This is a genomic window from Sphingomonas cavernae (assembly GCF_003590775.1).
GTDB classification, from domain to species: Bacteria; Pseudomonadota; Alphaproteobacteria; order Sphingomonadales; family Sphingomonadaceae; genus Sphingobium_A; species Sphingobium_A cavernae.
Genome location: NZ_QYUM01000002.1, coordinates 732827 through 756707 on the forward strand (window position 1 = coordinate 732827; position 23881 = coordinate 756707).

General features: G+C 65.2%; 12 protein-coding genes. 4 read left to right on the top strand and 8 right to left on the bottom strand.

What is annotated here, in order from left to right; genetic code table 11:
• Positions 1-89: 89 nt before the first annotated feature.
• Both D3876_RS03705 and D3876_RS03710 read right to left on the bottom strand, forming a co-directional pair.
• Positions 90-1115: a dipeptide epimerase gene (locus D3876_RS03705; RefSeq protein WP_119760990.1), complete on the bottom strand. Its 1026-nt coding sequence runs from the start codon at positions 1113-1115 to the stop codon at positions 90-92.
• Between the two features lie 21 nt (positions 1116-1136).
• Entirely contained in the window at positions 1137-3092 is a 1956-nt protein-coding gene (locus D3876_RS03710; protein WP_119759726.1) for a serine hydrolase domain-containing protein, read from the bottom strand.
• A gap of 179 nt (positions 3093-3271) precedes the next feature.
• On the opposite strand from D3876_RS03710, the gene D3876_RS03715 reads away from it, so the two are divergent.
• The 4 genes from D3876_RS03715 to D3876_RS03730 all read left to right on the top strand — a co-directional run bounded on the left by D3876_RS03715 (position 3272) and on the right by D3876_RS03730 (position 8093).
• A complete protein-coding gene (locus D3876_RS03715) occupies positions 3272-3922 on the top strand; it encodes a helix-turn-helix domain-containing protein (protein ID WP_119759727.1) in 651 nt (216 codons plus the stop codon).
• Between the two features lie 157 nt (positions 3923-4079).
• Entirely contained in the window at positions 4080-6158 is a 2079-nt protein-coding gene (locus tag D3876_RS03720; RefSeq protein WP_119759728.1) for a transglycosylase domain-containing protein, read from the top strand.
• 120 nt (positions 6159-6278) lie between these two features.
• Entirely contained in the window at positions 6279-7028 is a 750-nt protein-coding gene (locus D3876_RS03725; RefSeq protein ID WP_119759729.1) for a hypothetical protein, read from the top strand.
• A gap of 189 nt (positions 7029-7217) precedes the next feature.
• Positions 7218-8093 (top strand): transglutaminase-like cysteine peptidase, encoded by an 876-nt coding sequence (locus D3876_RS03730; protein WP_182911858.1) that lies wholly within the window; start codon positions 7218-7220, stop codon positions 8091-8093.
• Positions 8094-8196: 103 nt separating this feature from the next.
• Here the strand turns inward: D3876_RS03730 and D3876_RS03735 are convergent, their stop codons facing one another.
• The 6 genes from D3876_RS03735 to D3876_RS03760 are packed head-to-tail and all read right to left on the bottom strand — an operon-like array spanning position 8197 to position 23478.
• Entirely contained in the window at positions 8197-9489 is a 1293-nt protein-coding gene (locus tag D3876_RS03735) for an HlyD family type I secretion periplasmic adaptor subunit (protein WP_238475224.1), read from the bottom strand.
• A gap of 1 nt (position 9490) precedes the next feature.
• Positions 9491-10525 (bottom strand): cell wall hydrolase, encoded by a 1035-nt coding sequence (locus tag D3876_RS03740; protein WP_119759732.1) that lies wholly within the window; start codon positions 10523-10525, stop codon positions 9491-9493.
• Entirely contained in the window at positions 10522-12678 is a 2157-nt protein-coding gene (locus D3876_RS03745) for a type I secretion system permease/ATPase (protein ID WP_238475225.1), read from the bottom strand. The genes D3876_RS03740 and D3876_RS03745 overlap by 4 nt, the downstream gene beginning before the upstream one ends.
• Before the next feature lie 55 nt (positions 12679-12733).
• Positions 12734-14134: a TolC family protein gene (locus D3876_RS03750; RefSeq protein ID WP_238475226.1), complete on the bottom strand. Its 1401-nt coding sequence runs from the start codon at positions 14132-14134 to the stop codon at positions 12734-12736.
• Between the two features lie 15 nt (positions 14135-14149).
• Positions 14150-14854: an OmpA family protein gene (locus D3876_RS03755; RefSeq protein WP_238475227.1), complete on the bottom strand. Its 705-nt coding sequence runs from the start codon at positions 14852-14854 to the stop codon at positions 14150-14152.
• A 50-nt stretch (positions 14855-14904) separates the two neighbouring features.
• Positions 14905-23478 carry a beta strand repeat-containing protein gene (locus D3876_RS03760; protein WP_119759733.1) on the bottom strand — a complete coding sequence of 2858 codons (8574 nt, stop codon included), beginning with the start codon at positions 23476-23478 and terminating at the stop codon, positions 14905-14907.
• Positions 23479-23881 lie beyond the last annotated feature (403 nt).

The window sequence follows — 23881 nt, forward strand, 5'->3', positions numbered from 1 at the left end:
TCAGGACTGTATTGTCCCAATTAGAAAACGTCAAGCCGAATGCAGGACGTCGCCGTTACGCCTATGGCGCACCCAGGCTGCAAGCCGCCTTAGGCTTGCGTGGCTTGCTCGACCGCGCGGCCCCAAATCGCTTCGTCGCACCAGGCCAGTCCGCCACTATAGTCGATCGCGGGCGTGCGATCCTCGGCAAGGAAAATGGGGCCGTCGAGATCGACGATGTCGCAGAGCTGGCCGAGGATGAAGGCGGGCGCCATCGCCAGGCTCGATCCCACCATGTTGCCGACCATGACCTGCAGGCCAAGGCGCCGCGCGGTGTGCGCCATCTCGAGGCCCTCGGTAAGCCCGCCACATTTGTCGAGCTTGATGTTGACGACGTCGAAGCGCCCGACGAGTCCCGGAATATCGGCAAGCGAAAGTGCGCTTTCGTCGGCGGCGATGGGGATCGGACATGTAAAACCGTCGAGATCACCCTCGCGTCCGCGCGGGAGCGGCTGTTCGAGCAGCTTCACATCGGCTGCGACGAGCGCGTCGACCAGTGCGTCGAGATCACCGATCGCGAAACCCTGATTGGCGTCGACCCCGATCCAGCATTCGGGCCGCGCGGCGCGCACGGCGCGGACGCGCGCGATATCGAGCGCGAGGTCGCCGGTCAGCTTGAGTTTCAGCGCACGCGCCTCGGCGAATGACAGCGCGCCTTGCGCCATGACCTCGGGATCATCGGCACCGAGTGTGAAGGTCGTCAGCAGCGGGTGCGGGCGCTCGAGCCCGGCAAGCGCCCATATCGGCTGGCCGCTGCGCCGCGCCTCCAGCTCCCAAAGTGCGCTGTCGACTGCGTTGCGCGCGCCGCCGCACGGAAGAAGATCGCGCAGCGCAGCGCGGGTCACCCCCTGTTCGATAGCGGGCCTTGCGCGCTCGATCGCCGCAACCATCGCGGGTGCGTCCTCGTCGAGATAATAAACGCCCGAGGCCTCGCCGCGCCCGATATTGACGCCGTCCGAAAGTGTGACGACGACCACGTCGGACCGGGTGAATACATGGCCCGAGATCCGGAACGGCTTGGCGAGCGGCAGCGATTCGACCACGACGGCCAGCGAAAGGGCGGAAGCACCTGTCATCTTCAAATCCTTGTTCTTAAATCAATATTCGAGGCCGAAGCCGATCAGGCCGAAGGCGAATGCGCCCCACAACGCGAGTGCGGCGGCGATAAAGATTGCGACGCTCCAGCCCTTGGCAAACCAGCTTCGCCCACCCATCCAGGCCCGCCACATGTGCCACAGTGCGACGGCGAGTCCGCCGACGAATGCGATCATGCCCACGCCCTGAAGCAGCAGGATCAGCGCATCGAGCTTGCCATTAAGCATTTCGAGATTGGCCGACATCGAGCTCAGCGCATAAGCCCATCCGCCCGCAACCATGAGCGTCAGCAAGGCGGAGCCGCGCATGAGATGATAGGCCTGACGGTCGCGCCCGGCCAATGGCAGCGCAGCGCCATAGACGCGCCGGGCGATCGCACCCGCGGGCCAGGAAATCGCGGTCAGGAGCAGGATCGCAAACGCCGCGATCATCGCCGGGTTGAGCCAGGCAGCATTGGCGTACCAGGGAGCCCGCTCGAAGAGCATGATCGCCGAGGCGCCATCAAAGCTGAAACGCTGGACCTTGCCATCGACCACCCTGGCAGCAAGCCGCTGATCGCCGCCGATTTCACGCCATACGAAGGGCGCGATCTCCACCCATTTGCGCGGCGCGCCGCCGATCGTCTTGATAGAATCAACGAGCAGCGCGCCATCGGCATCGACCCTGACCCTGATCTGACCGAGCACCGCGCCCGCCCACATGAAGCTCGATTGCGAACGGCGGCTGACGATGTACGAACCCGCCATCATGCGGGCATGCGCCTTCACCGTCTTCGCGTCGACGCGACCGTCGCTGGGCGCTCCGGGGAAATAACGATCGGTGAATTCGCCCAGCAGTCCGCTGCGAATAGCGCCCGCGGCGGCGTCCTTGCCCGTGCTGTTCAGCGACACGAACATACCGACATTGCGGTCGAGAAACAGCCACAGTGCGCTGTGAAACAGTCGCGTGTCGCCGCCATGCGCGATGATGCGCTGGCCGTTCAGATCCTGCTCATAAAAACCCAGCGCCATGCGGTTGAGCGGCGGGATGATTGGCAGGGTGGTCCTGTGCATCATCGTCGCGGTTTCGGGCTTGAGCAGCACGCCGCCATTGTCGAGATGCGCGATCATGAATTTGGCCATGTCCGCGCCCGTAGCGGCGAGGCTGCCCGCGGGCGCGGCCTCGACGATCTCATAAGGCATCGGCTTGCCCGAGCCGAGCATGTAACCCTTGGACATCAACGGCTGGAGATTGGCGGGAAGAGGCTGGCGGAAGCTCGATCGGGTCATCCCGATCCGCTGGAAGATGTTGCGCTCGACATAATCGTCGAACGGCAGCCCCGACGCACGCTGGACGATATAGCCGGCGAGCGCGGTGGCATAGTTGGAATAGGCCGGCGTCGTTCCCGGCGCAAAAATGCGCTCAGGCGTCCAGCGCTTCATCACGGTCTCGAGAGATGACGGGGCCTTTCCCGACGCGATCAGGCCGCGGAGCGATTCCTCGAAACCCGCGGTATGCGTCATGATGTTCCTGAGCGTGATCGGCTTGCCGTCGCGCGCGGGAATCTTGAAATCGAGATAGGCGTTGACGTCCTTGTCGAGGTCGAGCTTGCCTTGCTCGACGAGCTGCATCACCGCGGTCCAGGTGAAGAGCTTGGAGACCGAGCCCGGACGGAACAAGGTCGCGTTCGGATCGACCGGCTTGCGCGTGGCGACATCGGCAAAGCCATAGCCGCGCTGCGTCAGCACTTGGCCATCCTTGACCACCACCACCACCGCGCCCGCCACGTCGCCGCGCTGGAGCGCATAAGGCATATAGCCATCGAGCCAGGCATCGACATCGACGCGCGTGAGCTGCGGTGCGCCGGAAGCGAGCGCTGTCGCGACGGTTTGGGAGGCCGCGGGCGACGGCCGCTGCGCCGCTCCCGGCGCGGCCGCCAGCGACATGGCTGCAGCCACGGCAAGCATCAATCGCTTCATCTCAGCCCCTCCAAAAATGTCGCGCGGCAGCCCGGCGGCGTCACTTCATTGCACTCGGCTGGCCGCGCAGATATCATCGATAATTGGAACAAAATTTATCCTGATTGGGCTATAATGATCCCGTTTAGAGAATTGTCAATCGCATCGCGCGTCATTTCGGTTAACTGGGGGGCAAGTGTATGAAGGCAGAGCAGCCGACGCTGGGAAAGCTCGTTCGCGGCTTGCGCGCGCGCAATGGCTGGACGCTCAAGGAGATGAGCGATCGCAGCGGCATTCCGGTTTCTACTTTGTCGAAGGTCGAGCATGACCGCCTGACGCTCACCTATGACAAGCTGTTGCAACTCAGCCAGCGGCTCAACATCCGCATGTCCGAGCTGTTCGCCGAAGACGACGGTCCGGGCGGATCGGACGCGCCGGTCACCGCGCGGCGCAGCATCGGCAGCCTCGACCGCGCGGTCCGCGTCACGACCCCCAATTACGACTATTTCTACCTTTGTAACGAGCTGCGCAGGAAGCGGATGATCCCGATCTTCACGCGTATTCGCGCGAAATCCGCAGACGAATTCGGTGAGTTCGTCAGCCATCCCGGCGAGGAGTTCGTCTATGTCGTGAAGGGCGAGATTGTCGTCCACACCGAATTCTACGATCCGATCACGCTGGGCGAGGGCAAGTCGGTCTATCTCGATTCGAGCATGGGCCACGCCTATGTGGCGGGCAAGGACTGCGACGAGGCACTTGTCCTCGCGGTCTGCTCCAGTGCGGACGACGGGCTGATGGATTCGCTGATGAACCTGCACGGCGACGACGCGAAGACCGAGGAACTTGCTTAGCCGCAGGCGGATTGAACGTCACACCATAGTGTATTATACATATACTACAGTTCGGGCGTGAGCCCGAACGCTAATTGGCTGGGCGAGGACTGTTGCTCGTAATGCGATCCCGCTATTGTCGCGCAATGCGCGGCGTTGATCTGGGCGACTGAAGGTCATGAACGAGATATTTCGCGGCCCGGATGGCGCGAGCGCGGCGGATCCACGCAATCTGCCAGGGATCGCCCCGGATGCCGGACCACCGCTTGCGCCCGAACCGTCCACGCCTTCGCCCGGCGAGCGCATCTTTCGGCGCTGGAAGCGCATCGCGCTCGCAGTCCTTGCGCTGTTCGCGGTGCTCGTGGCCTGGCTCGCGATCACTGCGCCGCTCTCTCGTTCGCTCCAGCCGATCGCGCCGCCGAGCATCACGCTGCTTTCATCCGAAGGCCGCCCGATCGCGCGGCGCGGCGCGATCATCGACGAACCGGTGATCATCGCCGAACTGCCCGAGCATGTGCCGCAGGCGTTCATGGCGATCGAGGACCGCCGCTTCTACAGCCATCCAGGCATCGATCCGCTGGGCATCGCGCGCGCCGCGTGGCGCAACCTGCTTGCCGGCGGTGTCCGCGAGGGCGGCAGCACGATCACGCAGCAGCTTGCCAAGGTCGCCTTTCTCAAGGCCGACCGTACCGCCGCGCGAAAACTGCGCGAGGTGCTGATCGCCTTCTGGCTTGAGGCCTGGCTCACCAAGGACGGGATCCTCGCGCGTTACCTTTCAAACGTCTATTTCGGCGACAATGTCTATGGGCTGCGCGCCGCTTCGCTTCACTATTTCAACCGCCAGCCCGAGAAGCTGACGGTGCCGCAGGCGGCAATGCTTGCGGGCCTACTCAAGGCGCCGTCGCGACTTTCGCCAGCGGTCAATCTCAAGGGAGCGCGCGCGCGATCAAAAGTCGTGATCGCGGCGATGGTCGACGCGGGCTATATCGACCAGAAGACCGCTGATGGGCTCAGCCCCGCGCGCATCGATATCCGGCCGCTGCGCGACATGCCTACCGGCACCTATTTCGCCGACTGGGTGATTCCCGATGCGCGCGATCGCGCCGGTGCAGTCTATGCCGAGCAGCGCGTCGAGACCACGCTCGACAGCGACCTTCAGCGCGTCGCCGAACGCGTGGTGCGCCGCGCCGGGCTGGGCAAAGCGCAGGTCGCGCTCGTCGCGATGCGCCCCGATGGAGAGGTGGTCGCGATGGTCGGCGGCAAGAGCTATGCCGACAGCCCGTTCAACCGGGCGACGCAGGCGCGGCGCCAGCCGGGTTCGACCTTCAAGCTGTTCGTCTATCTGGCCGCGCTGCGCGCCGGCATGACGCCCGATACGCTGGTCGACGATTCGCCGCTCACGATCGGCGACTGGTCGCCCGCCAACAACAATGGCCGTTACCGTGGCAAGATTTCGCTGCGTCAGGCCTTTGCGCAGTCGAGTAACGTCGCGGCGGTCAGGCTTGCCGAAGCGGTCGGCCGTCAAAACGTGATCCGCGCCGCGCGCGATCTCGGAATCACAAGCCCGCTCGGCGATCAGCCCAGCCTTGCGCTCGGCACGTCGGGCGTGACCCTGCTCGAACTGACCAGCGCCTATGCCGCGGTCGCGGCCGACAGCTATCCGGTGCGAGCGCGCGGGCTGCCCGAGGGCGAGCGGAGCTGGTTCGACAGCATGTGGGATCGCAAGCGCAGCTTTGGCGGCGACACGCAGGACATGCTGCTCGAACTGCTCTCGGCCGCGGCCAATGACGGCACCGGACGATCAGCGGCGCTGCGCACCGCGACCTTCGGCAAGACCGGCACGACGCAGGACAATCGCGATGCGATCTTCATTGGTTTTGCCGGCGATCTCGTGACGGGGGTATGGATCGGCAATGACGACAACAGTCCGCTGCCCGGCGTCGGCGGTGGGGGATTGCCCGCGCGAATCTGGCGCGATTTCATGGCGCAGGCGGTGAACGATGCCCCCGCGGTCCGCACCGCGGCGCCCGAACCCGAAGCCGAGGCCATCGAGAACGAGGCGGCTGCGACGATCAACGCGGAGGTCGGCGGGCTCGAGATCGGTGTCGAGATCGGCCCCGAGCAGATCAATATTTCGGCGCAGCCCGCACCGGGCGACGTGCCGCCCCAGCCGAGGCCGGGCGATCGCCCTGTCGTCATTCCGCCGCCCGTTGTTCCGACGGCGCCCCAAGAACGCATGACCGAACCGCAGCGATAGAAGCTCGGCCCATCGCAGGGTGCAAACCGCCCGCCGATACCCGGGTTCCGCAAACGCGCTTGCGCCGGGATAGCGTATCGAGTCTATCGGATCGGGCAAAGGGCGTTGGAGGGAAACCGGGTGGTACTGAGAACGACGGGCTGGGCACTGGCGATAACCGGCGCAGCGCTCCTCGCCGCATGCGATCAATCGCCCCCCGAGCGCGAGAATGGCTTCACTTCCAGCGCCGCCGCCGATCCCGCGGCGCGATTCCGTACGATGCCCGAAAAGCAATTGCTCCAGATCGCTTTCCAGACTGCGTTCAAGGACGGCGCGTCCACGCTGACGCTTGGCGACACGCGCTACGCATTCAAGCCTGAGGGAGTTTCCTGGATCGGTGAGCGCGCGGTGCTGATTTCGGGGGGGCAGGGCGACGACTGCCATGGCTGCGCGGGCACGCTCGCGGTGCACTATCTGCAGCCCAAGGGCGATGCGCTGGAGGTCGTGGGCGCCTGGCCGCAGGCGGCTTCGGGCACATCATGGGGGCAGCCGCCCGAATGGACTCTGCGCACCGATCTGGCGTCCAACCCCGTGCTCGAAACGCGGGGCGGTGGTACATTTCAGGGCTATACGTGCAGCGCGGCCGAGTTGGTCGAGCTCAAACCCGACGCGCCGCTGACCGTGGCAGAGGGGATCCAGCTCGGCTATAGCGACGAGGGGGCGATGGCCGGCAGCGCGGCGCAAAACATCAACGGAAAAATTATTCCGGGCGCGAAGGATCAGAGCTTTGTCGTAGCCTATAATGGGTCGAGTAGTGCGCGCGTGACCTATGAAAGGCATGGCGAAACCTATGAAAAGGCCAAGGGCTCAGCCGAGCTGCCGGCCTGCTGACAACGCACAAAGGCCCCCCGCCCGCCCAGCGCCGGCGGGCTGCTTGCGTTGGATTAACCAATTTTGACAATCTGATATTGGGTTTTCGCAGGCAGCCTCCTCGGCATGCGAAAGTCCGTCCGGCCCATTACGCAGATTTGGAGGATATCCGGCATTGCCGGATATGCCCTGATCGCATGGGCTGCGCAGGTGGGAACCGCCCATGCCGCGGGGGCGGACTGTGCGCCCGGTTTCAACGGCGCGACGCCCGTGCCCGCCGCCGGGCAGATCCGCGCAGCGCCCAGCAAGCGCGACGCGATCCTCGGCGGCGCACCCAGCCGGCTTGCGCAGATCAGCGCGCAGCAAGCAGGAATGTTGCCGCCCCTGACCGGTCCGCTCCCCGCGTCCGCACAATGGGATGCGTGCACCGAAGCCGTCGCACCGCCGGCCGTCCAGGCGACCTTGGCGATGGGCATGCTGCCTCCCGCTGCACCGCGCATCGGATTGCCCGACGTCTTCGGTTCGGTCGCGATGGCGATCTCGCGCACGCCCTTCGATGCGAATTGGCGCAGGGTGCGTTTCGCCAATTTGGGCTCGGGTCCCTGGTCAGCGGTGCTGAGCGAGGCACGAACACAGGATCGCGCCGCGCAGATCGCAACGATCAATCGCTGGGTCAATGCCCGCATCGCCTTTGTTGACGATATCCGCCGGCATGGCGTCGTCGATCGCTGGGCGCTGCCCGCGGAGTCGCTGACAAGCGGACAGGGCGATTGCGAAGATTATGCGATCGCCAAGCTCGGGCTGCTGCGCAGTCTCGGAATTCCGGCTGCAGACCTGTACCTCGTCATCGCGCGTGATCTGGTACGCCGCACGGATCATGCGGTGCTTGCCGTCCGGCTCGATGATCGTCTCGTGATCCTCGACAATCAGACCGACCAGATCCTCGATGCCCCAGAAGTTCAGGACTATCGACCGGTCATGACCTATGCCGCCGATCGAAGCTGGACGCATGGCTATCGCGTCGATCGCGATCCGGTAGCGCCGCCGCTGCGCACCGCTTTGGCCGCGATGATCGGCGGGCGCTGATCAGAGCGATTTCGAGTTGGGCGGCATCGCCCAACGACTCGGAAATCGCAGCAAATCAATAATCTAGAGCGGTCGATCCGATCCTATCGGATAGTAATCCGTTCTAGCGCTCGCCCAGCGCTTCCGAGCGCGCCTTGAGCACCGGCTTCAGCAGATAGGAGAGCACGCTCTTGCGCCCCGTGATGATCTCGACATCGCAGATCATGCCCGGCGTGATGGGCAATTGCTTGCCCGCCGCCATGAGATACGCCCTGTCGGTTTCGACGATCACCGTGAAATAGGCTTCCTTGGCGGCTTCGTCATAGATGCTGTCCGCCGAGACCTGCACCACCTTGCCGGTCAGGCCGCCATAGATCGAGAAGTCATAGGCGGTGACCTTCACATTGGCGCGATCGCCCATCTTGATGAAGGCGATGTCCTTGGGCGTCACACGGGCCTCGACCAGCAGCTTGTCGCCGAGCGGGACGACCTGCATGATCTTCTGCCCCGCATTCACGAAGCCGCCGATCGTCGTCACCTGAACGTCGTTGACGACGCCGTTCACGGGCGAGCGTATCTCCGAGCGCTGGACCCGCCCGGCGGCGCCGCGCAGCGACTCGGTGTTCATCGCGATCTTCGCGGAAAGCTGGCTGCGTTCGTTGAGCGCTTCCTGTCGGAACTGGAAATTGGCTTCGGAAGCCTGGGCCTGTGCCTCGTTGACGCCTGCGGCCGCGCGCGAGGCCGATTGCTGCGCTGCTGCGAGACGCCCGCGCAGATCGACCAGCTCGCGCTGCGCCGAGAGCAGTTCGGTCTGCGGCACGATCGACTTGGCAGCGAGCGGTGCGAGCATGTTGACCTGGTCCTGCGCGAGCTGGACGCTGCTCCTGAGGCTGGCGATGGTCGCCTGCGCCTCGGCATATTCGCGGCGGCGCTGCTCGACGGCGGCACTCATGCCTGAAAGCCGGCTCCTGAGCGCCGACTGGCGCACCTCCTGAAGCGCGGCTTCCTGCGCACATTCGGCGGGCAGTTGACCGTTCGTGCCCGGGGTGCAGTCCGTGCCGCCGCCCACGCCGCCCTCACGTCCCAGACGCGCGGCGCGCGCCTCGAGCGAGCGTGTTTCCGCGGCGATCTGGCCGAGCTCGGATGTGGACTGGGTGTCGTCGAGCCGCACGAGCAACTGCCCCTTGCGGACGCGCTGACCCGAGCGGACGAGGATCGCGTCGATCGTCGTCGGTTCCGCCGCCTGCACGATCTGGGCCTTGCTCGACGGGATAACGCGCCCCTGACCGCGCGTTACCTCATCGATCTGGGCAAGGCTCGCCCATAGCAGGAACAACGCCATCCCGACTGCGCTTGCGACGATGATCTGCCCGGCACCCCCAAGGCCCCTGAACCAGTGTGTCAGACGCGCAAACACGTTAACTCCCAATATTCTTGTCATTTGCCGCAAGCGTGGTGGGCGCCGGGGTGGCGCCCGCCTGCTGCGACGTGATCGAGGCAAAGCTGCCCTTGCTCTCGGTCGGCGAAGGGATCTTGAGCGCCCATCCCTTCGAGATGTCGAGGCGCCCGCCGACGTCGTTTTCGGCGCGCCGCTCGGCGGGCAGGCCTAACGCCTCCGCAGGGTCGACGGGCGTGGCATCGGCCAGCGCGTCGGTGCGGAAGGCGGGGATCGCCTCAAGCCCGGCATAGCGCCCGCCGAACGCGCCGGGGGCGCCCCAGCCGCCCGGCCAGCGGTAGAAGATATGCGCGCCCAGTTGCGCGAGCTTGGTCAGCCGTGGCGCCCAATAGGGCGAGACATAATCGGCGTGATAATGCGTCGCGAGGCCGACCGCGCTCTGCACCGCGCCGCTCAGCGCCTCCGTCGCAACCTTGCGGGCCTCTGCCCAGGCTGCGGGCGCGGGTGCGCGCATCAGCGAACCATCGCAGGTGAAGCTGAACTGGCAGACGCGCTGGTTGGAGCCTTCATAGACGACGCCGCACACCGATTTCGGAAAGGCGGGATGGCGCATCCGGTTGAGCACGACCTGCGCGACCGCGCGCTTGCCTTCGACGGGCTCGAAGCCTGCCTCGTAATAGACCGCCTGCGTCATGCACTGGAGCGCGCGTTCCTTGTCCGACACGCCAGCGCCCGCGATCGAGAAGGGGCGCGCGGCGATGATCGGCGTTTGGGAAAAGGGCAGCGCGGCGTTGGCAAGGAGCGCGTCCTGTCCCTCGACCATGATTGCTGCCTGCGGGCCACGCGTCAGCTCGACCAACGCTTTTTGTTCAGCGCGCGAAACCGGCGCGATATCCGCAGCCGCCGCGGGCTCGCCCGCAAAGCCCGTGAGCGCCGCGAGTTGCTCCCAACCAAGTCCTGCGGCCGATCCGGCCACCGCGAGAGCGACCATGCCGGCGATGGCGGCGCTGCGCGTGGTGGCGCGAAGTCCGGGTTTCGCGGTGTGCGTCGGCATCATGCTGCTTCCTTTCCGGCGCGGCCCGCGAGCGACGAGAGGATTTCGTCGCGCGGCCCGTCGGCGATGATGCGCCCCTGGTCGATCACGATCATCCGATCGACGATCGCAAGCATGGCGTGGCGGTGCGTCGAGACGATCAGCGTCTGATCGGGCGTCACCGCCCTGGCGAGATGCTCGATGAACAGCTTCTCGGTCTGCGTATCCATTGCGCCCGTCGGTTCGTCGAGGAAGAGCAGCCTGGACGGCTCAACCAGCGCGCGCGCGAGCACGAGGAAACTGCGTTGTCCGCCCGAAAGCTTTGAGCCGCGTTCGCCGACATTAAGGTCGAAGCCGGCCGCATCGCGCGCGAGGAAGATGCCGGCGCCCGATCGCTTCAGCGCGTCGACCAGCTTCTCGTCGTCCTGGCTTCGCGCGCCGAGCATGAGGTTTTCTCGGATCGTGCCGCTGAACAGCTCGGCATCCTGCCCGACATAGCGCAGCGCCGAACGCATTTCGTGCGGATGATGCTGGCGGCTGTCGAGCCCGTCGAGCAGATAGCTGCCCGCGGTCGGGCGATAGAGGCCGCACAGAACACGCCCCAGCGTCGACTTGCCCGAAGCGACGCGGCCGATAATGCCGATGCGTTCACCCGGCCGGATCGTCAGCGAGATATCGGCAAGCGAGTCCTTGCCCGAGCCCGGATACTGGAACGCGACATGTTCAAGCGTGATAGCGCCGGTGCGGATCTCGGGAACGATGCTGCGGCTGCCCTGCGTCCGTTCGTCCTCGAACTCCATCATCTTCTGCAACCCGTCCATCGTCACCATCGCCTGGCGCGCGCGCGTCATGAGAAAGGCGAGTTGCCCGATCGGCGCCATGGCGCGCCCGGCGAGCATGACGATCGCTATGATCGCGCCCATCGAGATCGTTCCCGCGTTGAACAGGTAGAAGCCGCCAATGACGAGCGCGATGCTCGTCGTCTGCTGGCACACCGAGGCCAGATTGACCGCGGATGAGGTGAGCTTCCTCAGATGCTCCTGCGTCGTCGCGCTCATCTCGGCATAGCGGCGCCAGCGTCCGAGCATCCGGCCTTCGGCGCGCACGGCCTTCAGCGTCTCGAGCCCGCCAATCGATTCGACCAGCACCGATTGCTGCAGGCTTGAATCGGCCTGTGCTTCGAGCGCTGCGCGCGCCATCGCCTTTTGCAGCGCAATACCCGCAAACGCCATCACGCCAATCGCCACCAACGGAACGAGCGCGAGCCAGCCCGCCAGCACCGCCATCAGGATCACGAAGACGAAGAGGAAGAGCACGTCGACCGCGAGCACGACGGTGGTCGAGGCGAAGAAATCGCGCACCATCTCATATTCGGAAACGCGTCGTGCGAACGCGCCGGTGCTGCCGTCTCTGGCAGCGAGCGGAATATTCATCACCTTTTCGAACAGCTTTTGCGAAAGCCGTGCGTCGAGATCGCGCCCCGTCTCGTCGATCAGCCGCGCGCGTGCCAGCCGCAGCGTGAACTCCATCGCAAAGGCGATCAGCACGCCGACTGCGAGCACCCACAGGCTGGCGGTCGACTTGTTGGGGATGATCCGGTCATAGACGTTCATCGTGAACAGCGGCAGCGCGAAACCGAGCAGGTTGATGATGAGCGCCGCGAGCGCGACATAGGTAAAGGCGCCGCGCACCTTCCACACCTCGCTCCAGAACCAGTGCGTGCGCCTGGCCTTGTCCCAGGGCCGTTCGGCCTCGCGGTCCTGCGTCGGATCGGGTTCGATCACGACCGCCGCGCCTTCGTACAGCTCGCCAAGCGATGCGCGCGGCACCCAGAGGGGCTCCTCGCGCCCCGGCATCAGGACCTGCGCGTCGTCGTCGGCGAGTTCCAGCAACACGACCGCGCGGTCGTCGGAGAGCTTGAGGATCGCGGGAACGTCGTGCTTCTTCCAGCGCTTGAGATCGCGGCGAGTGCTTTCGCCGCGCAGACCGATCTGGTCGAGCGCTGGTTCGATCTGATGGAAGGGCAGGCGCCCATTCTCGTCGAGCGCCAGCCCGGCACGCACCGTCACCGGGGATGACGGCCGATCGTAGCGGCGGGCCACCATCGCGATGCACGCCAGAACGTCGTCATCGCCCGCGACGCGCGCGGGATCCCGGTGCCACTCAACCAAAGTCACTTCGTTACTCCCCACGACAGCGCGGGGCGCCCCACGCGCCCCGCCTGTCCTTCGCTTACTTCGGATAACGCCGGTACATCGTCTCGGCAGGATCGGTCGGACCAACCTTGAATCGATCGCGCGCGTATGTCTTTGCGGAACCGGGAGGCGCAATGCCCATCGAGGTCAACAGTGCATTCGTCGCTGCCAATACCTGATATTCGGAAAAGATCTGCGCGAAACGCGCGGTCTCGGTGCGGACCTGGACATTGTAGCGCGTGTTCTGCGAATCGAGCACGTCGAGCAGCGAGCGCCGGCCGACATTGAACTGCTCGCGGTAAGAGAGCAGCAGATCGTCGGTGACGCGGCTCTGCTGCTCCAGTTCGGTGACGAGCGTGCCCTGCTGCTCCCAGCGGTTCCATGCGCGACGGACGTCTTCCTCCGCCTCGCGCTGAAGCTGGTGCATACGGAAGCGCGCCTCGCTCGAACGGCGCACCATTTCCTGCACCTTGTTGCGATTGATGTTGCCGTCGAACGCGTTCCAGCGCAGCACGACGCGTGCCTGCAGATCCTCGGTGCGCCCGCGGAAACCGTCGACATCGTCGCCGACGCGACCCGTGCCTTCAACCGAGAGCACCGGGTACATTTCAGCCCTGGCCTTGTCGACCATCGCGTGCGCGGCGTCGATATCGGCCATCGCTTCACGCACCCGCGGGTTCTTGTCGCGCGCGCCCTCCACCGCTTCGGCGAGCGAAGGCGGCAGGCTTGCCCTGAGCGAAGGCGGCATGGAGACCTGCTCGATCGACAGCCCCGTCAGCGTCCGAAACGCGATAGCGGCGTTGACCAGTTCTTCCTGCGCTTCGGTGCGACGCACACGCGCGGACTGCAGCCGTTCCTCGGCCTGTTGCTGATCGGCGATGCTGATCGAGCCCTTCGCGACGCCTTCGCGCAGATCGTTCGTCAGCCCCTGGTGGAAAGCGACATTGTCTTCCGACGCAGCGACAATCCGCTGCTGGAGGAGATAATCGAGATATTGCCGCGACACGTTGAGCGCGACGAACTCCGAACGCTCCTCGACGCGCAGCGCGGCGCCGTCGGTGCGCGATGCCTGGCGCTTGAGCTCGGACGAGCGCACGCCCGAATCATAGATCACCTGCTCGGCGACAAGGCTCGATTCGAGTGGATAGAGCGTCTGATCGGCGATGCCGAGCGAGCGCCGCGTGTTGTTCTCAAGCCGGCGCACGCCAGCCGATGCCTCGGTCGTCACGCGCGGCATGAACAGGCCCTGCGCCTGCTTGCGCTCGAACTCGATGGCTTCCTTGTTCATCGCGGCCTGGTTGATTTCAGGATGCGATTCAAGCGCTGCCTCGATTGCCGATTTGAGATCGACGGTCTGCGCCTGTGCCAGCCCCGCGACGCTCAGCATGAGCGCGCCGGGGACGCCAATCATCCATTTGATCCTGTTGCTATTCTTCATGGCTTGTCCCCCGGATTACTGTGCACTGATCTCGACGCGCCGATTCATCGGCTCGCGCACGCCGTCCGCGGTCTCGATCTTAAGTTCGGATTCGCCCTTGCCCGACACGGTCATGTCGCTGACCGCGACCCCCGCGTTCTCCAGCATGGCGGCGATGTTGTTCGCGCGGCGCGTCGAGATGCCGACATTATAGTCGTCCGAGCCCGAGCGGTCGGCATGGCCGGTCACCGCAAGGCGGGTCCAGCCGCAGCTTGCGCGGCTGGCCACCATCTGCTGCACCGTCGCCTGCGCCTCTGCGAGCGGGGCGTCGGCGTTCCAGTCGAAGAAGACCGAGACGCTGGGATCGACGCCGCAGCCGGGCGCGGGCGCTGGTGCCGCGGCGACCGGAGCAGGCGCCGAAGCCTGCGCCATGCGCGTCGAGAACCCGTCGCACTTGTTGATGCTTGCTTCGTCCCTGGTGCCGCTCTTCAGATAGCCGAGAGCGATCCCGCATTGCACCTTGGCCTCGGCGGCCCAGACAAAGCGCGAATCCGCCGATCGTTTGATCTCGCTCGCCTGCGTCGCCTGCACCGCTGACTGGTAGCGGCTGTCGATCTGCGAACGCAGCTCGGCCCTGTCCAGATCCAGCAGCGGCGAACGCGGGCTGACCTGCGCCGACGCCTGCCCCGGCACAAGTGCCGCAGCCGCAACGATCATTGCTGCACCAAGCTGTGCCTTCATCTTCCCCTCCCGCAAAACTGGCTCGTACACTGCGCTACTCCCCACCCTGGTCATCCGTGATTCACCGCAAGCACCGCATCGTGCGTCAGCATCGCGAAGTCGAAGCCGTGGCCCGTCGCCATGCCGCCCGCGAACGCGGCCGCGTCGTTGCCGCCCATCGCAGCGAGCAGACCGGCGGGATCGCCGCTGTCTCCCGTCGCCGCCGCAAGCAGCGCGTCGATATCGGGGCCATCGCCCGCCCCGCCGCCGAGCGCGTCGGCAAGCACCGAGGCGAGCGCCTCGCTTTGCGGTGCGGCCACCGCGTCAGCGACAGGCGCCATCGCCGCGGGAATTGCGGGCATTGCCACCATATCGATGAACAACGGCGCGGCATGGTCAGCGATGTCGGCGATGGCCGCATCGCTGTCCGAAAGCAGCGGCGTCGACGCATGGTCCGTCATGCCTTCATCGGCCATCCGCGTCGCATCCCCGCCGCGACCGCCGTCATCGTCCGACCCGCGATCGAGATGCGCCAACGGCGCAGATTCCGGCTTGTGTGCGTCGAGTGCCAGCGGCTGCATGGCCTCGCCGTCCGGCGCCGACTTGACGGAAACATCCGCCTGCGACTGAGTGGCATCCGCCGCGGGCGTCGCCATGTCGCCACCGGTCTTCGCATCAGTCTTGCCACTTTCGGGCGTCAGCAGCGGCGCGGCCACCAGGCTGGCTGCGACAAGCGCGCTGGCAAGTCCTGTCAAGCCGATGGCCACGGCCTGACGCCCCGCCTCGTCGGGGCGCGCTGCGCCACCCGTAGCAAAGCTGACATCGCCCGCGACGCCGGTGCTGCCATCGGTGCGCGTGAAGACCGTTTCGCCATGGACGACGACATCGTCATTGGCGGCGCTGTAGGCCTTTCCGTCCGAGGTCAGTTTGAGGCTCGCGATGCCCATGTCGCCGAGCGAACGGAACTCGCCCGCCTCGCTGACACCGTTGCCGTTCGCGTCCTGCCACACGCCGAACTTCGAGAAGCCGATATCGCTGGCATCGAGGATGCCATCGCCATTGCTGTCGAAGTTTGCCGCCAGCCCCTGCAGGTCGGTCAGCCCGTTGCCACCGAAGACGATTTCGGCGCCATTGTTGACGACACCGTCGCCATTGCGATCGAGCGCAAGGATGCCGTCGTCGCTGCCAGCCCAAGCTGTCGCCTCACGCACTCCGTCGACATCATAATCGAACGTCACGCCCGCCGAGCGATCGACGAGTTCGACGCCGTCACCATCCAGGTCGAGCACGACCGGCGTGACCGTCGAACCGATCAGCGAGGACAGGTTCGAGATGGATGTATCCTCTAGCTTGACGAGGATGTCATTGCCCGCATTCGGCGCATCGCCCACCTGCTGATAGACATAGGTATCGCCATCCGACACAAACGCCACCGTCGCGCCTGGTGCACCAAGATCGTTAAGTTGCAGATATTGAACCACTGCAGCAACACGCGCATCTGAATTGACGTCAATCGGCGTGCCCGACGAATAGCTGTCGGTGGTCGCGAAGCTAATCATGCCGTTGCTGATGGCGTGCGACTTTACCGTGCTGCCGCTGCTGCTCGATACGCGCAGCGCGCTGTCGTTTCCGTTCGTCCCATTCGTATCCACGGCCACGAACGGCGTGCCTGCAAGATCAAGAATATCCTGCGACACATTGAAATCGCTTATCTTGTCGAAGCCGGAAATCGTTCCATTGCGGCCGGATCCACCAACAGTGGCTACGCTGTCGCTAGCCGAAAACACAAAGCGATCCGCGCCAGAACCACCGGTCAGAGTGTCTTCACCCTTTCCTCCGACAAGAATGTCGTGGCCGATTCCACCGTTCAGCGTGTCATTGCCGCCCTTGCCGAGGAGATAGTCCTTGCCGCCATTGCCATTGAGCGTGTCGGCCGAACCATCGCGACCGATCAGGATTTCGCTGTAGTCTGTGCCATTGATCGTCGCGTTGCCGGCCGCGCCGCGGTCGACGCTCACATTGGTCGGCTCGGTGTTGCCACCATTGCTGCCCGTATAGGTGAACGAACCGCCATTGGTACCGCCATCGGTGAAGGTGACGTTGCCACCAGCGCGCGTCGCATTGTCCCCGCCCGCGGTGTTGGGTGTGACGCCTGCAACCGTCGTGCCGGGATTGTCGTTGTACAGCAGCGCCGCTTCGGGAACGACGATTGCGCCGGCCCCGCTCTGGTTGGTCAGGACGCGGTCGCCCGTGGCGAAATTGTCGCCGCCGTCGACCTTGCTGATGTTGATCACCAGATTGGCGGTATCGGTGTCGCCGTCGCCGTCGGTGATCGTGTAGCTGAACGTCTCCTGCGCACCGGCGGGCACGGAGGCGCCATCGGTCGTCAGCGTGTAGGTGTAGCTGCCGTTCTTGTTGATGACGAGCTTGCCGTAGCGCCCAAGGACTTCATAATTGCTCGCGCCGTTGGCCGTATTGTCGCTCGAATTATAGCCGGTCACCGCCGTCAGCAGCCCGCCATCGGCACCGCGAACGTCGTTCTGCAACACGTCACCGGTCTTGGTGACGTTGGTCGAGTCAGACGACACGAAACGCACGGCCAACTGATAGCTGTTGGTCTGCCCTTCATAGGTCCGCACGGTCGAGACGATATTGTTGTTCTCGTCGACGAAGCCGCGAATATCGAGCGTATAATTCTGTCCTGCGATGTTCACCGTTGCCGTGCTGGTGGCGATGCTGATGATGTCGCGGCTCGCGTTCGGATCGCTGGTGTTCGACGTCTCGGTGTGGGTGAAGTTGACGAGGATCGGTCCGACCTCGACTTCCTCACCGTTGATCGTTGCCATGAACGTCACCGAGAGCGTGGTGCTCTCCAGCGTGCCGCCGTTGACCGGCTGGTTGAAGTGCGTGAACGTTCCCAGATAGAATGTCTGGTTGGTAAGCACCGGGGTGCTGGACAGCGCCGGGTTGTCGACGAAGCCGTAGCCCGACGATCCGTTGCTGCCGGTGCCCCAACGGATCTCATCGGTCTGACCGTCGCCGTCACGATCATAATTTGTCGTATTGTCCGACGTCATATCGACGTTGGTCCATTTGGCCACGATCGAGCCGACGCCCAGATCATCGACCACGACCTGAAGGTTGGCCGTGTCGTTGCTGGCATCGGGCTTGTCGTCGACGATGTCGATCTTGATCGTGCCGGTGACGGTATTCCCGCTGGCATCGCTCGCGGTGTAGGTGAAGCTCTCGCGCGCCGCCTCGGTGTTGTTGCCGTTATTGGCATCGGGCGTCGTGTCGTAAGGTTTGGTCAGCGTATAGGTATAGCTGCCGTTGGCGTTGAGCTTGAACAGGCCGTAATTGCCCGTGATCGTCTGCGGCGTGTAGCCGACAGCGCCGGTAGCCGCGAGCTGCCCCGTTACCGTCTCGGTCGCGAGACCCGGATTGCTGCCCGTGACCGTGCCCGCGCCCAGATCGCTGCCCGTGGCGCTCGTGTCGAGCGCTGCTTCGTAGACAGTCTTGGTCTGGTTGTCCGCGGTCAGCGTCACGTTGTTGACGTTGATCCTCAGCATCGCGGTGGTCGTGTCGCCGTCGCCGTCACGGATCGTGTAGGTGAAGCTGTCGACCGCGTTGCTGGTGACCGCGTTCGCATTGGCCTTGTAGCTGTAGCTGCCGTCCTTGTTCAGCGTCAGCACGCCATATTGCCCGGACAATTGATAATTGCCCGACCCGTCCACGGTCGTATCGCTGTTCGCGGGAACGTTGATGCTGGCGACCCCGGCCACTGCGCCGCTCGCGTGATAGCCGTCGGCACCCGGCGCATCCGCGTTCGCGGCACCGCCCACCGTGCCAATGCCGGTCAGGACATTGCCAGTCTCGGTAGCGCCCTCGTTGACCCTATCGGTGTCATCGCGCGCCACCGGCACGTCGTCGGAGACGGTGACGGTGGCGGTGCCCACAGCGGTGTCGCCATCGGTATCGGTGGCGACCACGCCGACGCTGCCCAGATTGACGAGGTCGTCGAGGTTGATGCCGGGATGGCTGTCGTAATTGTCGTTCAGCGTCGCCTTGACCTGCGCGCTGTCGCCGGCGCGCACCAGATCGAGCGTGACGATCGTCGTCGCGCCGTCCTTGCCCACGATCTGCGTGTCCGAGACGCGCGTCCAGGTCAGACCCCCGCCCAGCCCCGCAACGCTCGCGCCAAAGGCGATGCTCGCAATCGCATCCGATCCCGGCGTGAAGACGATGCTGTCGGTGTCGCTGTCGGGACCCGCCGGCGTCGAGCCGTCGGCAAGATTCTGGTCGTCGAGCGTCAGCGTGATCGGTGCACCCGCCGCCGGACCCGCACCATCGGTGACGGTGAAGCTGACCGTGCCGGTGTCGGTGTCGTTGTCGCCATCGGTGACGGTGAACACCGCCGAGGCCGCGCCCGCCCCGTTGACCGAGGCATCCGCGGTGAAGCTGTAGCTGCCGTCGGCCTTCACCCTGATCGCGCCATGCCCGATGTCGACCGCCTGCGAATAGCCGTCGACGCCGAACACCAGCGCGGCGCCGTTGACGTGCGTGACGCGCGCGCCATCCGCACCGCCCACGAAGTCGAGCGTGCCCGTGACCGTGGCGCCTTCGACGACAGTCCGACCCGGCTCGTCCGTAGCCACCGGCACGTCGTCGATGATGCGGACATCGAGGCTGGCGTTGGCCGTCGAGCCGTCGGCGTCGGTGACGATGACGGGGAAGCTGGCCAGCACGCTGTCCTCGCCGGGGGCGCCGTGCGTCAGCGTGTTGTCGGTCAGCGTGTATCGGTAGGTGAAGCTGCCGCCAATGATGGAGCCGTCGGGCGCGGTCACGGGGGTGAAGCCCGTGATCTTGAGCGTGCCCAATGCGGTTGTGATCGTCTGCGCGGTGAAGCTGCCGTCGCTTATGACGGCGACGCCGCCGACCGTGACCGTCCCGAGTCCGTCGGCCGCGTTGAAGCTGAAGCTGCCCGTCTGGATCAGCGCGGGCGCATCGGGCGAGGAGCCGTCCAGGAGATCGTCCTCGTTGACGATCAGCTCGCCGCCTTCGACGCCGAGCCCCGTGATCGTGACGCCATCGTTGGCGCCCGTGATCCGGATCTTGAGCGTCGTCGTGTCGGTGTCGCCGTCACCGTCGGTGAGCGTGTAGAAGAACACATCGCTCAGCCCCTGCCCGGCCGACAGGGCCTGAACAAGCGGGTTGGCGTTGTCGAGCGTATAGCTGTAGCTGCCATCGGCATTGATCACGAGCGTGCCGTACTTGCCCGCGATCGCGGTGCCCGCAGCCACCGTCGTGCCGTCGAAGCGCACTGAGGTCACCACCGCACCGTCGGCACCGGGCCGGTCGGGATCGCCGTCGGTGGTGTTGGCGTCGGTCCCGCCGACACCCGTCATCACATTGCCGTCGGCGACAACCGGCCCGTCTTCGGTGACGTCGTCGGTCTGGTCGCTCGCGATCGGCAAATCGTCGGAGACCGACACGCTGACCGTGCCCGTCGCAGTGTCGCCATCGATGTCGGTCGCAACGACATTCACCGAGCCAAGCGCTACCAGATCGTCGATATCGATCCCGGGATGGCTGTCGTAATTGTCGCTCAGCGTTGCCTTGATCTGGGCGTTATCGCCAATGCGCGTCAGGTCGAGCGTGACGATCGTCGTCGCGCCGTCCTTGCCCACGATCTGCGTGTCCGAGACGCGCGTCCAGACCAGCCCCCCGCCAAGCCCCGAAAGATCGGTGCCGAAGACCATCGAGACGATGGCATCGGATCCCGCGGTGAAGGTGATGATACCCGTGTGGGGCGTCGCAGGGACCGACCCGTCTGGCATATTGCCGCCGGGCAGGAACTGGTCGTCGACGAAGAGGTTGAGCGGCGCACCCGCCGCCGGGCCCGCACCATCGGTGATCGTGATCGGCTGGTTGGCGGTCGACGTGTCGTTATCGCCATCGGTGATCACATAGCTGAACGAGGCGTCGACCCCGCTCGCATTGTTCAGATTGGCGCTCGGATCGAAGGTCCACGCGCCATTGGCCTGGAACGTGTAGGTGCCGTTGGCGGTGACGACATTGGTCGTGCCCGCCGCGGCGATCGCGGTTGTGACGCCGCCGATCGTGACCGAGGTCAGCGTCGCGGTGTCCGCACCCTGCGTGTCGTTCGCCAGCACATTGCCGCCCGCCGTGCCCGCCGCATCCTCGGCAACGCTGACCGGGGCATCATCGCGCGCGACCGGCACGTCGTCGATGATCTCGACCAGCAGGTCGCGGCTATGGCTACCGCCATCAAGGTCGGTGACGACCAGGGGGAAGTCGAGCAGATCGGTCGGATCGGTCAGCGTGTTATCGGTGAGCGTATAGGTGAAGCCCACTTCGCCCTGGCCCGTGGCCGGGTCATAGCTGTAGCTCGTGACGACGAGCGTGCCCGTCGCATCGCTGAACACCGTTTGGGGCAGACTGCCGGGCGTGATGACGGTGCCGGCCAATTCGACCTTGGCGACGCCGTCGAACGAGAAGAAGGAGATCGTGCCCGAGGCCGATTCGCTTGCCGAGGCGCTGTCCGAACCCGCAGGCTCGCCCGCGCGCGCGGCAAGGCCCGATTCATAGACCGTCACAAAAACCGGTTCGGGCGCCTCAGGCATGGGCGCGTTCCCGATAAGGATGTCGAGCTTGGCGGTCGAGGTGTCGCCGTCGCCGTCGGTCAGCGTATAGGTGAAACTGTCGGTAACGCCGCCGGGCGTATGCGGATTGCGGACATAGCTGTAGCTGCCGTCGGCGTTGAGCGTCAGCACGCCGTACTGGCCCACGATCGCCGTACCCGCGCCGACCGAGCTCGTGCCATTGCCCACGCTCGTGACGGTCGCGCCATCAGCGCCTTGGGTATCCGCACCCGCAGGCCCGCCGGTCGTGCCCGCGCCCGTGATGACATTGCCCGTCGCTGGGCCGAAGGTGCCGCCAGCAACGCTGTCACTATCTCCGCGCGCGGTCGGCGCGTCGTCGACGATCTTGATGACGAGCGGAGAGGTCGCGCTATCGCCATCGCTGTCGGTAACGACAACGGTCAACGTGTCGGTCGTGTTGTTGCCCGAACTATTGTCGGTCAGCGTGTAGCTGTAGCCGATCGCATTGGGCGCAATGCTGGTGATCGTGAAAACACCCGTCGGCGTCGTGATCGTCTGGCCAACGGCGGTTACCGCGGTGCCGTTGATCGTGACGCTCGCAACGCCATCAGGCGCAGTGATCGCGATCGAGCCCGAGGTGGTTTCGGCAGGGGTCGCGGCTGCCGACCCCTCGGGCTCGCCCCCGCGTGCGGGCAAGCCCGCCTCGGAAACGCTGGTATTCTCGCTGGCGGTCGGCACGCGGACGCCAACGCCGCTGTCGTCGATCGCAATGGTGAGCGTCGTCGTCGACGCATCGCCGTCGCCATCGGTGATCTGGTAGTTGAAGACGTCGTTGACGCCACCCGGCGTGCCGGGATTGCGGACATAGCTGTAGCTGCCATCGGCCTTGACCGTGAGCACGCCATATTGCCCGTCGATCGTGACGCCTGCGGCAGTCACCGCGGCGAAACTTCCGCTGGCGCCAAGCCGGACGCCAGTCACCGCGGCGACGTCCGCGCCGGGCGTATCAGCGCCCGGAGCACCGCTCGTGGTGCCCGCGCCGGTGAAGACATTGCCCGCCTCGGGGCCATAGGTGCCCGCGGCCACCAAATCGGTGTCCGCGCGCGCGGTTGGCGCGTCGTCGATGACGTTGATCGTGAGCGTCCCGGTCGCGACGTCGCTATCCTCATCGGTGACGGTCACGGTGAACACGTCAGCCGGATTGCCGTTCAACGTGTTGTCAGTGAGCGTGTAGCTGTAGTCGATCCGCCCCTCGGCGATCGCGGTGATGGTGAGCGTGCCGAAGGGCCCGGTGATCGTCTGGCCGACCGCGGTCACGGCCACACCGTCTATCGCGACGCCCGCCAGCCCATCGGGCGCGGTGAACAGGATCGAGCCCGTCGTCGTCTCGCTATTGGCAGCGGCGTTCGAGCCCGCGGGCTCGCCGCCGCGCGCGGGCAGCCCCGCCTCGTTGACCGAGGCCGAGGCGATCGCCGCGCCCGCCGCATTGTCGGCAGACACGATCGAAATGGTGGGCTCGCGGTCGGGCTGCGCGGGGAAGAGCTCGCTCTCTTCATATTGAGCGAAGGCAAGCTCGGTCGGCGGCAGCAGATCGCCCAGGTCGAAGGGATCGGAGATCGCACCGACGGGCGCCTCGAAATTGCCGCCCGAGCTCTGCGGTGGGCCTGCGGCGGGCTGGGGCTCGTCGCCGATGAGCAGCGCGGCGAGGTTGAGCGCCGGGATCTCGACGCCGCCGATCACGATCTGCGGCACGAACACCGCGCCATCGACGATCACCATCTGCGAGCCGTCGGGAAGCTGGACGACAAGATCGCGGCCCGAAACGCTGATATGGTCGAGCGATGCGCCCTCGGGGAGGGTCACGACACCATCGGGGCCGGGGATGACGCGCAGCGTGCCTGGCGCCATTGCCGCCTGCTGCAGCGCGGCGATCGCCTGCGCCTCTTGCGCGGTGGAAGTCTGTTCGACTTCGCCTGTTGCCTGCTGCGCGAGTTCGCGGCCAGAAATGCGCTCGAAATCCATAATCCCCACTCCCCACACAATTTCACCGGCCGAAACCGCGCTGGGTGAATGGAGGATCTGGCCGTCACGGCGCCCACAGACGCCAAAAAAGGCAGCAGGCCACCTCGCTAAAAAACCGATGCATCTCGGCCCTTTAGGTGCAGGAATGCCCCCACATCCGCCAAGCACAGCCATGCTTCCAGCACGACTACTCTTTGCGTCGCTCTCAAGGGCGCGGGGCGACCCCACGACTCGGCCCTTACTTGGCTTTAATAATTTGGTAACCATGCGAAGTCACGCCCTTTTAGGGTTAACGCTTTTTAATATTTGTAAACTTCGGTGTTTTCATTACGCAGGTGTGGCGATTTGGAGAGCAGCCCGGCATGCCCGCGCGAAGCCGTAGCGGCATCAAAAATGACGCTGA